The organism is Lactobacillus colini, from assembly GCF_017874575.1.
In the GTDB taxonomy this organism is placed as follows: domain Bacteria; phylum Bacillota; class Bacilli; order Lactobacillales; family Lactobacillaceae; genus Lactobacillus; species Lactobacillus colini.
The window spans coordinates 1-13,447 of the sequence record NZ_JAGGLU010000021.1; the positions used below are offsets into that span (position 1 = coordinate 1).

General features: G+C 33.4%; 15 protein-coding genes. 9 read left to right on the forward strand and 6 right to left on the reverse strand.

Features of this window, described 5'->3' with window-relative positions; all coding sequences use genetic code 11:
* Positions 1-8: 8 nt before the first annotated feature.
* Positions 9-71: an IS3 family transposase gene (locus J2Z60_RS11100; protein ID WP_209687669.1), complete on the forward strand. Its 63-nt coding sequence runs from the start codon at positions 9-11 to the stop codon at positions 69-71.
* A gap of 48 nt (positions 72-119) precedes the next feature.
* Here the strand turns inward: J2Z60_RS11100 and dnaJ are convergent, their stop codons facing one another.
* The 6 genes from dnaJ to J2Z60_RS10525 form a co-directional block, all read right to left on the reverse strand.
* Positions 120-1,262, reverse strand: coding sequence for a molecular chaperone DnaJ (dnaJ, locus tag J2Z60_RS10500; protein WP_209687655.1), 1,143 nt, complete (start codon positions 1,260-1,262; stop codon positions 120-122).
* A 78-nt stretch (positions 1,263-1,340) separates the two neighbouring features.
* Positions 1,341-3,206, reverse strand: a complete 1,866-nt coding sequence (gene dnaK, locus J2Z60_RS10505) for a molecular chaperone DnaK (protein ID WP_209687656.1) — start codon at positions 3,204-3,206, stop codon at positions 1,341-1,343.
* Between the two features lie 19 nt (positions 3,207-3,225).
* Positions 3,226-3,822, reverse strand: coding sequence for a nucleotide exchange factor GrpE (grpE, locus tag J2Z60_RS10510; RefSeq protein ID WP_209687657.1), 597 nt, complete (start codon positions 3,820-3,822; stop codon positions 3,226-3,228).
* Between the two features lie 12 nt (positions 3,823-3,834).
* Positions 3,835-4,893: a heat-inducible transcriptional repressor HrcA gene (gene hrcA / locus J2Z60_RS10515; RefSeq protein ID WP_209687658.1), complete on the reverse strand. Its 1,059-nt coding sequence runs from the start codon at positions 4,891-4,893 to the stop codon at positions 3,835-3,837.
* Positions 4,894-5,086: 193 nt separating this feature from the next.
* The gene (locus J2Z60_RS10520) at positions 5,087-6,259 is read right to left on the reverse strand and encodes a tyrosine-type recombinase/integrase (protein ID WP_209687659.1); all 1,173 of its coding nucleotides are present in this window, start codon (positions 6,257-6,259) and stop codon (positions 5,087-5,089) included.
* Between the two features lie 271 nt (positions 6,260-6,530).
* Complete coding sequence (locus tag J2Z60_RS10525; protein WP_209687660.1) at positions 6,531-7,514, reverse strand: helix-turn-helix domain-containing protein; 984 nt, start codon at positions 7,512-7,514, stop codon at positions 6,531-6,533.
* Positions 7,515-7,655: 141 nt separating this feature from the next.
* Between J2Z60_RS10525 and J2Z60_RS10530 the strand changes: the two genes are divergently transcribed.
* The 8 genes from J2Z60_RS10530 to J2Z60_RS10565 all read left to right on the forward strand — a co-directional run bounded on the left by J2Z60_RS10530 (position 7,656) and on the right by J2Z60_RS10565 (position 12,070).
* Positions 7,656-7,859: a helix-turn-helix domain-containing protein gene (locus J2Z60_RS10530; RefSeq protein WP_209687661.1), complete on the forward strand. Its 204-nt coding sequence runs from the start codon at positions 7,656-7,658 to the stop codon at positions 7,857-7,859.
* A gap of 122 nt (positions 7,860-7,981) precedes the next feature.
* A complete protein-coding gene (locus J2Z60_RS10535; protein ID WP_209687662.1) occupies positions 7,982-8,155 on the forward strand; it encodes a hypothetical protein in 174 nt (57 codons plus the stop codon).
* 10 nt (positions 8,156-8,165) lie between these two features.
* On the forward strand, positions 8,166-8,531 hold the full coding sequence (locus J2Z60_RS10540; RefSeq protein WP_209687663.1) for a hypothetical protein: 366 nt from the start codon (positions 8,166-8,168) through the stop codon (positions 8,529-8,531).
* A complete protein-coding gene (locus tag J2Z60_RS10545; RefSeq protein ID WP_209687664.1) occupies positions 8,532-8,813 on the forward strand; it encodes a DNA-binding protein in 282 nt (93 codons plus the stop codon).
* A gap of 117 nt (positions 8,814-8,930) precedes the next feature.
* The gene (locus J2Z60_RS10550; RefSeq protein WP_209687665.1) at positions 8,931-9,323 is read left to right on the forward strand and encodes a hypothetical protein; all 393 of its coding nucleotides are present in this window, start codon (positions 8,931-8,933) and stop codon (positions 9,321-9,323) included.
* A 22-nt stretch (positions 9,324-9,345) separates the two neighbouring features.
* A complete protein-coding gene (locus J2Z60_RS10555) occupies positions 9,346-9,774 on the forward strand; it encodes a hypothetical protein (protein WP_209687666.1) in 429 nt (142 codons plus the stop codon).
* Between the two features lie 66 nt (positions 9,775-9,840).
* The gene (locus tag J2Z60_RS10560; protein ID WP_209687667.1) at positions 9,841-10,665 is read left to right on the forward strand and encodes a bifunctional DNA primase/polymerase; all 825 of its coding nucleotides are present in this window, start codon (positions 9,841-9,843) and stop codon (positions 10,663-10,665) included.
* Positions 10,658-12,070 (forward strand): DNA primase family protein, encoded by a 1,413-nt coding sequence (locus J2Z60_RS10565; protein ID WP_209687668.1) that lies wholly within the window; start codon positions 10,658-10,660, stop codon positions 12,068-12,070. Before J2Z60_RS10560 ends, J2Z60_RS10565 begins: the two co-directional genes overlap by 8 nt.
* Positions 12,071-13,447 lie beyond the last annotated feature (1,377 nt).

The following is a 13,447-nucleotide window of genomic DNA, read 5'->3' on the forward strand; positions in this document are numbered from 1 at the left end:
ATGAAAGAATAAAAGACAGACTAAAAGGCCTGACTCCGATAGAATATCGAAATCAAGCCTTAGCATCTTAGATTAAATTTTTGTCCAACTTTTGCGGCTCAGTACATTAGGTACAATATTTAACTTAATTTATCCTTTAATCGTTCAAAAAAGTTCTTCTCCTGTGGACTTATATTACCTCCACCTGCTTTAACGAAATCTACTAAGGCTTCCTTTTGTTTATCATTAATTTTTTTAGGAATACGGATATTGACAGTAACTTCTTGATCGCCATTTCCGTCACCATTAAGCTTAGGAACACCTTGGCCACGAAGTTTAAAGCGAGTATTAGGCTGTGTACCTGCTGGAATCTTCAAAGATACTTTGCCATGCACAGTGTTTATCTGTATTTGATCCCCTAAAGTTGCTTGAGCAAAAGAAATAGGTACTTCAGAATAAATGGTAGTTCCTCTCCTAGTAAATTCCTTACTTGGACGGATTCTAAATACAATGTACAAATCACCGTAAGCACCGCCATTTTTACCAGCTTCACCCTGACCACTTAAGCGAATTTGTTGACCATTGTCAATACCAGCTGGAACTTTTACTTGTAAAGTCTGCTTCTTTTCAACTACGCCTTGACCATGACAAGTTTGACAAGGGTGTTCAATTATCACACCACGACCTTGACACTTGTCACAAGTGGTCTGTTGTTGCATAACACCAAATGGAGTTTGACGAGTAATCATCATGACACCACTACCATGGCACTTATCACAAGTTATTGGATGTGTGCCTTTTTCTGTTCCAGATCCATTACAAGTAGAACATACTTCATTTCTAGTGTAAGTAATATCCGTTTCTTTTCCCTTGATAGCATCCATGAAATCAATTGTCATCGTGTAGTCAAGATCTTGCCCTCTTTGAGGAGCCGTTGGATCTACGCGCTGACGACCACCGCCTTGACCAAAAATATCATTGAAGATATCGCTAAAGCCACCGAATCCGCTAAAATCACTATATTGACCAGCTCCTCCGGCACCACCAAAGCCACCTTGACCATTTACACCAGCTTGACCAAATTGATCATATTGTGCACGTTTTTGCTGATCATGAAGCACTTCGTATGCTTCATTAACTTCCTTATACTTCTCTTCAGCACCAGGTTCATGGTTCAAATCGGGATGATACTTTTTAGCAAGTTTACGATATGCCTTACTTATATCAGCGTCACTTGCATTCTTATCAACACCCAGTACTTCATAGTAATCGCGTTGCGCCATTTTGCAAACTCCTTTAATTTAGAAAAGAAAAGAACTACAATAACGCAGTTCTTTTCTTTTTAATCTATTATAACTACTTTACTTATCTGGGTCTACCTTTTTGAAATCACCATCGACAGTTGAACCATCTGAGTCATTATTTGAAGAACCATCGTTAGGTTGACCACCATTTGGTTGAGGACCTGCTTGGCCTGCTGCACCTTGAGCTCCTCCATTTTGTTGGTAAAGCTTAACAGCTAAATCTTGAGCGGCTTTAGATAAAGCTTCTTTCTTTTCCTTCATTTCGTCAAGATTATTATCTTTTTGTGCCTTCTTCAAAGCATCAAGAGCATTTTGAACATTTTGAGTTTCAGTTTCTGGGACTTTACCCTTAGTTTCCTTCAAGGTCTTTTCAGTGGTAAAGATTAATTGATCTACTTCATTACGAAGATCAACTTCTTCTTTTCTCTTCTTGTCTTCTTCAGCATGCTCTTCAGCATCTTTTTGCATCTTCTTAATTTCTTCATCAGAAAGACCGGATGAACTCTTGATTGTAATCTTTTGTTCCTTACCTGTCCCCATATCCTTAGCAGATACATTTACAATACCATTTTTATCAATATCGAAAGTAACTTGAATTTGAGGAACACCACGTGGTGCAGGTGGAATATCAGTTAATTCAAAACGTCCAAGTGTCTTATCATCTGCAGCCATTGGGCGTTCACCTTGAAGAACGTGAACATCAACAGCTGGTTGATTATCAGCAGCAGTTGAGAAGATTTGGCTCTTTGAAGTTGGGATAGTTGTGTTTCTATCAATTAATTTAGTGAAGACACCACCCATAGTTTCAATACCGAGTGATAATGGAGTTACATCAAGCAAGACAATATCTTTAACATCACCTGAAATAACACCACCTTGAATTGCTGCACCTAAGGCAACAGCTTCATCAGGGTTGATTGAGTGATCAGGTTCTTTACCAGACCACTTTTTAACTGCTTCTTGAACAGCTGGAATACGGGTAGAACCACCGTTTAAGATAACTTTGTCAATATCAGCAACAGTTAAGCCAGCATCTTTTAAGGCATTGTCAAATGGAATTTTAGTCTTTTCAACTAAATCACTGGTCAATGCATCAAATTGTGCACGAGTTAAATCTGCCTCAAGGTGTAATGGGCCAGATTCACCAGCTGAAATAAACGGAAGTGAAATATGAGTAGAACTTACACCAGATAAGTCCTTCTTAGCCTTTTCTGCTGCATCCTTTAAACGCTGCATAGCCATCTTATCTTTAGATAAGTCAATGCCATTATCATCTTTAAAGTTCTTAACAAGCCAATCAATAATTGCATTGTCAAAGTCGTCACCACCAAGGTGAGTATCACCATTAGTTGATAATACCTGGAAGACACCATCACCTAATTGAAGTACAGAAACATCAAATGTACCACCACCAAGGTCATATACTAAGACCTTTTCATCATCTTCATCTTTATCTAAGCCGTATGCCAAAGATGAAGCAGTTGGTTCGTTAATGATTCTTTGAACATTTAAGCCAGCAATCTTACCAGCATCCTTAGTTGCTTGACGTTGTGCATCATTAAAGTAAGCTGGCACAGTAATAACTGCATCATTAACTGGTTCGCCTAAATAATCTTCAGAAAACTTCTTAATATATTGCAAAATCATTGCTGAAATTTCTTGAGGAGTATATTCTTTTCCATCTACTTTAACCTTGTAATCTGATTCACCCATGTGGCGCTTGATGGAAACAATAGTATTAGGGTTAGTGATAGCTTGACGCTTGGCAACTTCACCAACTTGAATTTCACCATTCTTAAAAGCAACTACTGAAGGAGTGGTACGACCACCTTCAGGGTTAGTGATTATTTTAGGTTCTTTACCTTCAAGTACAGCAACTGCAGAGTTAGTTGTACCTAAGTCGATACCGATAACTTTTGACATATTTGTGAGCTTCCTTTCTTTATTGAGCTACAATAACCATTGCTGGTCTTAATGTTCTATCTTTATATTTATAACCTTTTTGTAAAACTTGAACTACTTGGTCCTTTTCATGATCTGCGTCGGCTTCAACAGTTTGAACAGCTTGATGGACATTAGGATCAAATTTCTGACCTTCAGCTTCAATTTCAGTAATACCATGATCACCCATCGCTTTTACTAAGGCATCCAGGGTCATCTGTACGCCTTTTTGTAATTGTTTTGAAGCCTCATCATCAGCTTTTACAGCTAAAGCTCTTTCCAAGTTATCCATTGCTGGCAAAACATCCTTAGCCAAGCTTTGAGATTCATACTTAATTAATTGTGCACGCTCTTTTGCATAACGAGTTTGCATATTTTGAATCTCAGCTTCACTTCGAAGATATTTGTCCTCTAGTTCTTTATTCTTAGCAGATAAATTATCAAATTCTTCTTTTAATTTTTTAACTTTATCTACTTGTTCTGACTTAGAAGCTTCAGCTTCAACTGTTTTTTTATCAGCAGTTTTCTTTTTTTCTGCTTTATCTGGAGTAACCTCATTTTTTAAATCTTTTTCATGAGGAAATTCTTCTTTACTCACAGCTAGCCTCCTTTATCTAAACCTACCGTAATAATCAAGTAACTTTCTTGCTAATTCATTCCTAAAGTAGTCAAGTAACCCAATCATTTGCGAGTATGGCATATTAGTTGGACCTAAGAGTGCGATAGTTCCCTTTCCATACTTACCAACGCTATATTGAGCTGTTAATAAGCTGTAATTTTTTAAAAGGTCTGATGGAAGATCAGGTCCCAAGGTTACTTGTACTTTACCTTTTTTCTTATCATCAGATTCTTGCTTAGGAACTAAACCAATTAGCCGATATATTTCATCGCTTTGATCAAACATTTCATATAATGACTTAATCTTAGCTACATCATTATGATGATAGTCATTTAAGAGATTGATCTGTCCATCTACATACATTTGTTCACTTGCAGCATCTTTAACCACATCTTGAAGTAAGTCAAGAATTTCAACAGCAGAACCGCGTGATAGTAAATGGTTAGCAATTTTATGTAGTAAATCACTACTTACACTACTTAATGGCTTGCCAGTTAACTGATCATTTATTAGTCTAACAGCCTTTTCGATTTCTTCACCATTGGAATGATGGGATAAAGTATAGACCTGATTCTTAACATTTCCATCATCAGTAACAAGAATTGCCATCACCTGATGTTCAGAAAGCGGAACAATTCTAAAACCAGTAATTAAAGCATCGTAAGTTTCAGGACTTGCCGCAAAAGCAGTATAATTAGTCAAATCCGACAGTATCTTGGCCGCTTCTTGTACAATCTCATTAACTTGATTAAATGGCTGGTCCAGTTGATAAATAATTCGATTATAAACTGAATTAGGTATTTTAACGGGATCAACTAAATTATCAAGATAATAACGATAACCAGCACTTGATGGTATTCTACCGCTTGATGAGTGTGTCTTCTCTAAAAGGCCCTTCTCTTCCAAGGCCGCCATCTCATTTCTGATAGTTGCACTCGAAACTTTAATTGGCAGTTGATTCATCACGGTCTTAGAGCCAACAGGCTCATGACTTGTCGTGAAATCCTGAATTATAGTTTTAAGTATCAGCTCTTGCCGCTCAGTCAACATTAATTATCGCCCCTTTATTAGCACTCAAGCTTCCTATGTGCTAACAGTTAATATAATACTAGATTTTAGCACTCTATGCAAGGGAAGTGCTAAAAATATTTTAAATCTTATTATATCAGGGGCTAAGACACTTTATTTTTGCTTTTTTTAAATATTGCTCCTAATATTGTTCTTAAATCACTTTTTAGCACTTTTAAAAGTTAACAATGTTGTCGAAACGCTCAGCTATTTTTGTGTTTTGTTCCTTGTTAATGTGAGTATATACATTCAAAGTTGTAATAATTGATCTATGTCCCAATTGGGTTTTAACTTCAACGGGCTTAGCTCCATCTTTAAACATTAAAGAGGCGTAAGTATGTCTAAAGCCGTGTATCTTTATGTGTCTTAAATTGTATTCTTTACAAATAGTTATGTTCCAATAATTTAAAACATTGATTCTCATCAGTCCATTATTATGGTTCGACAACACCAATTGCTTACTATCTAGTGGATTTTCACCACGCATAAATAGTAATTCACGTTGCTTTTTACGCCAGTCTTTTAATACCCTTTCTAATGTATTGTCTATGCCAATTATCCTATTACCGCTATAGGTTTTAGGGTCATTAATCAATAGTTTGTTATGTTCTCCAACTGATATAGTTTTACTGATGCTAATAGTTTTATCTTCAAAACTTACGTCTGACCAATTAAGCGCCAGAAGTTCCCCGACTCGCATCCCTGTATGTGCTAATATTTCAAATGCTACATACCATTTAAATCTTTTCTTGTATGCACATTTTAAAAATGTTTCTAGCTCTTCAACAGAATAATAATCATCAAATTTCTTTATTTTTTTCGTTTGGGCTGGTGTGATTACCCTTTCAAATGGGTTGATTTCTACTAAATCTAAAGCCAGGCAATAACCAAAAACTCTTTTAGTGTGGTGAACCATTGTACAAGCTGTGCTATATCTATTAGTAGCAAACCACTTATTAATTAACTGTTGGGCTTTAATTACGTTCAATTTCTCAATATAAAAATTACCTATCTCTTTTAAGATATGATTTTTAAAGAAATTAAACGTTTTAAAGTATGTGTTTTCTCTAACAGTAGGCTTGTAGACCTTTAACCACATTTCATAGATTTCACTAAACCTATGATTTTTATTTTCCATGCCAGTATAAAGACCTTGATCTAATTTCTTCTTGTAAAAATTATATTTATTTAAAGCATCTTCATAGCTTTTAAAACCTTGTTTTCTGATCTGGTTAGTAACGCCAGTTAGTTCATCTTTTCCGAGATAAATGGTAAACTTATAACGTAAAGCGCCACTCGGCGTTGTATATTCTTTGATTTCCTTGTTGTCGTTGTGATTGATATTCATTTTTTACCTCTTATCAGTCCACGACGGTCAAAAATAGGACAAGCAAGGATATTTATATAAACATCTTTTATAAATCTAAATCATTCACATCGATTTAGAATGACAACATCAAATTTAATTTAATTTTTTTTACGACTACTCTACATCTAGGGTAGTCGTTTTTTATATGCACTATGAAGTTACATATTAGCTATAAGGGATGCACGCAATTTTTACACTATAAAAAGAGACTAGAACCACGTTAAAGGATGGAATAAACATAATTCTAGGCTTAGACGGTGTCACTTTTATCTTTCATTTCAAGTAATGCATCATAAACAACTCTATCTAAATCAAAAATTTCTTCTTGTTCCTCTGTTATACACCCTTCTTCTTTTAATAAATCTACTACATCATCAATACGCAATTTATCAAGTTTTTCTTGTGAAAATTTTGAAAGAATCTTAATAATATCTTCTTTTATTTTGTTATTAAAACTCTTTTCCTCGGCTAACATTTCATTGCGTTTAAGTATAAATTTATCAAACTTGCCATTGTTTAAATCATTTAAAAACTTATCTCTGTAACTATTTAACTCATCAAAATACTTGTACAACGTGTTTTTAGCTGCGTCTTTACTTTTAGTAAATCTAATTTTTCTATTTAAAGTTTCAGTAACGTTGAATATTTTACGATGATATTCATATTCATAAAATTCTCCTATATCTGTTGTGAACTTAGAGCTAATTTCTCTACTCAATTTGTCAAACATCACATTTGACATAAAAGTTTTATATCGGCTTTCAACTTGTTTACTAAAATCTTTATTCTTGTTATAAGCTTTATAATTTAATTTACTAACTGCAGGATTATCAAACAGCAAAAAGCTAAAGTATTTATGCCAGTATCCCACATTGTTGCTATCTTTTTTGGGCTTTTCCTTAATATTAGCTAAATTTAAATACTTGTTAATATAGTCTCTAACTTGGTTAGATGCCTCAATTCCTCCATTAGGGCTAAAATAAAAGCCATTCAAAACATTAGCTAATTCCTGCCAAGTTTTAACGGTAATTTCTTCATAATTAGGCTCTAAGCCTTGTAAGTAAGGAATAGACACACCAAAAAAGTTAGCTAGTTTTTGCCAAGCTTCTATTTTTGGCTGTCTTTTGCCAATTTCATAATAACTAATTGACTGTTTGCTTATTCCTGTCTTTTTAGCTAATTCTGCTTGTGTTAGTCCCTTACTTATTCGTTCTTGCTTAATTCTATTGTTCATTTTTTCACCTCCATTTATTTATAAATATTAACATTTTTCGCCATATTTGTGTATTTTCCACTTGATTTTAGCCACAAAAGTAGATATTATAATTATAACCACAAAGGTGGACTTTGAAACATAAAAAAGAAGGTGAAGCAAATGCAATTAACGCAAGAACAAATTATTGCTATAAAAAAGCAACGTGGGCTGCTTGATTATTCAATTACTCAACTAGCTAATGAAATTAATGTTGACCGCCACACTTTAAGCAACATTATTAAGCGTGGACAACGTAAGGTTAATAAACCAACGTTTGAAAAATTGAATAATTGGATTATTGACCAATACACAACAATTAAATAGATGGGCGGAACGAATTGTTACACCTACCTAAAGTAACGAAACGTTACGTTAGATTATCGACAAATTGTCGAAAGCAAAATAAAAGCATCCACAATAAGGGATGCTAGAAAGAGAGTTAAACATTGGATAAAAATGATTTAGAATGCTCTTTAATTAGAGTTAACTCTGCGCTAAAAGCTATCAGCCACTTAGCTGATGAACTAAGTAGTACTCCAAGCATAGACGAAGTTAGCGAATTAGCTTCATTAATTGAGGTAACCCAAAAATACACCAACAGTTTAACAAAGAAATTTTAAGAGGTGAATTATGAAAACAAATAGAAAACCACTTACTTTAAATGAAAAGAGGTTAATCGCAGCCCTGCACGAAGGTAAAGAACACGCTAAAAATGCCAAAGAATTAGCTATTATCATTGGCGTTGATAAGCGTACAATTGTTAGTTTAGTTAAATCTTCAAGGAATAAAGGCTATTTAATAGGTTCATCACATAAACAACCTTATAGCGGTTATTACATGATTACGACAATGGAAGAATTTAATCAAACCGTTAACGGTTTAAATAGTGCTAGAAAGCACATGACAAACACACTTAACGGATTAGCTAAAGGCTTTCAAGATACTTTTGGTATTTCTTTACTTGAAGCACCACCACTTAGAAAGAAGGTGAAATAAATGGAACTAGAACTTAAACTAGACAAGCAACAAGAATTAGAGATAACTAATAAAATTGATGCACTCATGAATAGAATAAACAAAATTGAGTTTAACAAGCCTTATCTCAATAAGACAGAAGCATCAAAATATTTTGATGTAGCCCCTGCCACTCTATCAAAATGGGCTACATTGGGGATGCCAGTAGCCGTTATAGATGGCTATAAACTTTACGGCAAAGAAAGCATAACCAATTGGTTAAAATCAAAAGAACAAACAAAAAAGCCCCTACTATTAGGCTAGTAGAAGGCTAAACGAAAATATTCAGACAAAATATATTTTCACGTTGATTATATACGAATAGTCCACGACGGTCAAAAATAGGACAAGCATATTTCATTAAAGAAAGGACAACCGGCAATGAAAATTATCTATCCACCATTAATAGAACAAGCTTATAACTTGTTGTTACAACGTGGCGAAAAAGACATCACTAAACAAGATTTATACAAAATGATGGTTAAAAAGCAAGCTATAGACGAAAACGGCAACCCCACAACCAAAGGTTTTAAAATGGGGTTATTTGAAAAGATTAGCTTTAATACGGCTAATCCAATTGAAAAATTCAAGCTTGAAAATCCTGCATTTATGACAATTCCAAATGAAAACTTTTCTGTTAAAGATGGTCGAGTACTAATCGACGTACAGGGTTTAAAAATGGCTTGCAATCAAGTTATTTACAACCCTAATAGCTCACCACATCAAATTAAGAATGCAAGAAAGATATTAGAACAGATCAAAAAATATAAGTAAATCAAGAAATAAGGTTACAACAATGGAATTAATTCAAGCACTAGATATATTAAGCGAAAACAGGGACAAACTAGCCGCTTGCAGCTCATTTTTAAGCGGTCTAGCTCTAATTGCAGAAGACAGTTATACAAAACCCGAGGGAATAATATTTTTAAGTAACGAACTATTTAAGATTGCTAATAGCTTCAATGAAGTACTTCCCGTGATTGAAAAATTATCAGAATTAGACAAAAACGATGATAATAAGGGGCTTAAAGGCGTTGATATTGCTTCTTACTTAGATAAAAAAATGGAACAATTCGAAGAATTATCACAAGACGCATTAAGTGAAAACACAATAATTAAAACTGATGGGCAAGTTGAACCCGTTTCATTTATATGGCGTGAACTTGCACAGCTTGCTAATCAAATTGCAATAGCAGAAGATTATCAAAAAGATAAAGAAGACTAAATAAAATATTAATAAGAGGGATGCCACGGGTTGTGCATCCCTTTACTTTAAGCGAGGTTAACAGCAATGAATAATAATCTAAATGCAGCTATACAATTAGCTAAAAATGGCTTCTCTGTTGTTCCTATAATTCCTGATACTAAAAGACCAGCAATAAAGCACGCTAACCAAGAACCTTTAACTATCGATGAAATACGTGAATTATGGACTGAATACCCTAATTACGGTATAGCAATTAAAACAACTGATTTCTTTTGTATTGATATTGATACCCCGCAACATAGTGGGACAACCAAAATAGACGGGACTAAATCATTAAGAAAATACTTTAATGATATTTTGCTACCTGAAACTTTAACAGCTCTAACACCTAGTGGCGGTATTCATTTTTACTATAAAAAAATAGATGGTAAGCCTAATAAAAGTTTAGCGGGTGTTTTTCCCGGTATTGATTTACAAGCTGACAAGAACAGTATTTCAATTATTCCACCCACTACTAGAAATGGAATACCTTATGTATGGAAGCCCAACGTTAAAACTATTACTAAGCCACCAATTGAGTTAATTAATATGCTGCAAAAACAGCTTACACCGCAAAAATATAAAATATTTAGCAACTTTGCCAGTCCTAATAATTCAAGCCCTAAAAGCTATATGGCTAACTTACTCGAAGAAATGGTTACACCACAAGTTAAAGGTCAAAGAAATACTTATTTAACCCATATAGTCGGTAAATTGCTTGTATCTGGTATAACAACTAAAACCGCCTATCAATACACAAATTTTGCTAATTCTAATTTTGTTGAACCTCTACCCTTGAAAGAAGTAAACCAAATCTTTACCAGCATTTTTTATAAAGAAATGAGAAAGCAGAATAAGCACAATGGATAAATTAGAAAGAATTTTAAAACAGTATGGCAACAAATCGTTTTTGCCTGCTAGCCCAAATTGGTGGTTTATAGATGAAAACCAAATAACTCATGTTAATATTCCACTTTTAGGCAAAACCATAATTAACAAAAATGATTTTTTGTATATGGTAAATGGCACTAAAGAAAGCATATTCTATTATTCTGGTGATGAGTTAGGCTATTGGATTGAAGCGCCAGCGAATTATATAAATCAACTAGTAGGTAAAGAATTAGATGCAATTAAGGGCGCATGGACGGCTAAGAGAGAAAAGGAAGCCGTGCAATATATCCAATCACACGCTAAAAGGGTTTTTACCAAAGATACTATTTATAAGCCCAACATTCAAAAATTCAACTTTAAAAATGGGGTTTTTAATTGGCAAACTATGAAGTTAGAACCGCATTCTAGAAAGTACTTCTTTACAAGTACAAGCGGTGTTAATTTAAACACTAAGAGTGTTGAAACACCTATGTTAGATAAGTGGTTTAAGCTAAGCTTTCAAGAAAATTATAAGACTATGATGGAATTTATAGGCTATATTTTTTATGGTAGCTATTCTCCTATAAATGCTTTTATTATCCTAAAGAGTAAGGGCAACGACGGTAAAAGTACGTTTATAAACCAGTGGCTTGTTCCTGCTGTTGGTAATGATAATGTATCGTCAATAAGCCTTGTTGATATAGCAGGTAAAAACATAAGTGAATTTAAATTATCAGAGTTACAAGGTAAATACCTTAACGCTCATGCCGAAAACTCAGAAGTACCAATTAACGACACCGCACGCCTTAAAATGTTAACTGGTGGCGATAGGATTAATGCAAGTGTTAAAGGTAAAGGCGACATTATTTTTACTAATAACGCTAAGATGCTTTTCGGTACTAACAACCTACCTGCCTTTAATGATAATACAAATGGAATGAGAAGACGTTCTATTGTTATACCATTCAATAAAATTGAAAATTTTGATAATGTTATAGATTTTCAAAAAGTTAAAGAAGAAACACCAGCTTTTATATATAAATGCATACAAGCGACAAAAAAAGCTATAAAAAGAAAGAAGTTCACGACTACAAGTAGCATTAAAAAAGCCCGTGATGAATGGTTAGGGCTCAACGATCCTATAGGCGCTTTTCTAGAAGAAAATACTGTTAGAAGTTCCAACGAGCAGACAGACAGAACAGAAATATATAACGCATACTGTAACTATTGTGAACTTAATGGGTACAAGCCTACTAATTCAAGAAATTTTGCTAAAGATTTACGGGACAACAAAAAGCTAAAACAAACTATACATAAAACCAGGAATGGTAGGGTTTATTATTTTAATGTAAAGATAATAACTAATATTTCTAGAATGCACCCTGCAGACCATTATAAAAAATAGTAAGTTAAAGAAATTGCAACCTCTAAAAAGGTTGCATTTTTTTGTTGGTGGCACTTTGATGGCACTTTCTCTTATGTTTTATTTTCTTGAAAATTACAGTTATATATTATCTTATAAATATTAATATAATAAATAATAATAAAATGATATTATGTTATTTAAATATATTTATGTGGCACTTGGTGGCAGTAAAGTGGCACTTTCTCTAGTTGCTCTAACCCCTTGATATATCAACGTTTAGGCTCATTGGTGGCAGTAAATAGCCTATTTTTTTAAAAAAGATTTTCAAAAAACGCTTATATATAGAGTTTCTTTTTTTAAAATTAAGTGCCATGTGTCAAAAACCACTAAAAGAATTGATATATCAACGATTCTATTCATTTCTTGTAAGTGCCTCAGTAAGTGCCACCATGTAACTATAAGGTTTGATATATAGGCTTTTTGCGGTCTTTTTAAAATAAATAATTTTCTAGTCATGATTAATACAATCATGACTTTTTTGTAAAAACTCACAGTTAGCTCACAGTTTCTAAAAACAGCTTAAACGCCTTGTCTGTCAAGGGATTACAACCAATTAACTAAGTGCGAGTTAAAGTGTGAGTTTCTGCAACATGATACTAAAGAAATTGCAATCACAAAAAAAGATTAAATTCTGATATACACTTTATATTAAATAAAATAGTTATTACTTAATGCGCTTGTATATAAAAAATACTTACATTCAGCCACTTTAAAAACATATTTAGGTAAACTTTACTAGCTCAAAATAAAAAAGCCTTAAAACGGCTTATATGAACTTATAAATGATCTATTACTTTACTTGCAAGATTTTTTGTTGAATCTTATGAGTATACAAGCACGCGTCATCATTAATCCTCATTGCTAACTTATTTATTTTATTGCTGAACAAATGTAAAAATAAACAAAAAGCATAAGTTAAAGCATATTGTTTTTTTGCCACCAGTTGAATAATTTTCGTCGAAAGAGTCTAATTATTAAAATTCAAGTAAACCTCACAATTTCAATACATTATCAAAACATTTTGAATATTTAAAAGCGACCAAAGATTTTTAACAGAAAAGTTCAGAAATCGAAAATTTTAAAAATTCTATAAATACTTGTATATCAACCAATGCAGCAATTTTAAATTCAACAAACATGAACGGCGGTTTATGACAAACTACCCTAACAAAACCCTTACTACTTAATTAAAGCCGTTACCGCTTGTAGGTTTACTGACACAACTAAACGCTTCCCCTATGGCGCCACAAGTGGCGACATAAAAAAAACATACTAACTTAGTGTTAGGTAGTTATTCGACGGAATAATTGCCTAGCACTTTTATTTTTACTTAAAATAAAAGTAAGATGAAGCGCT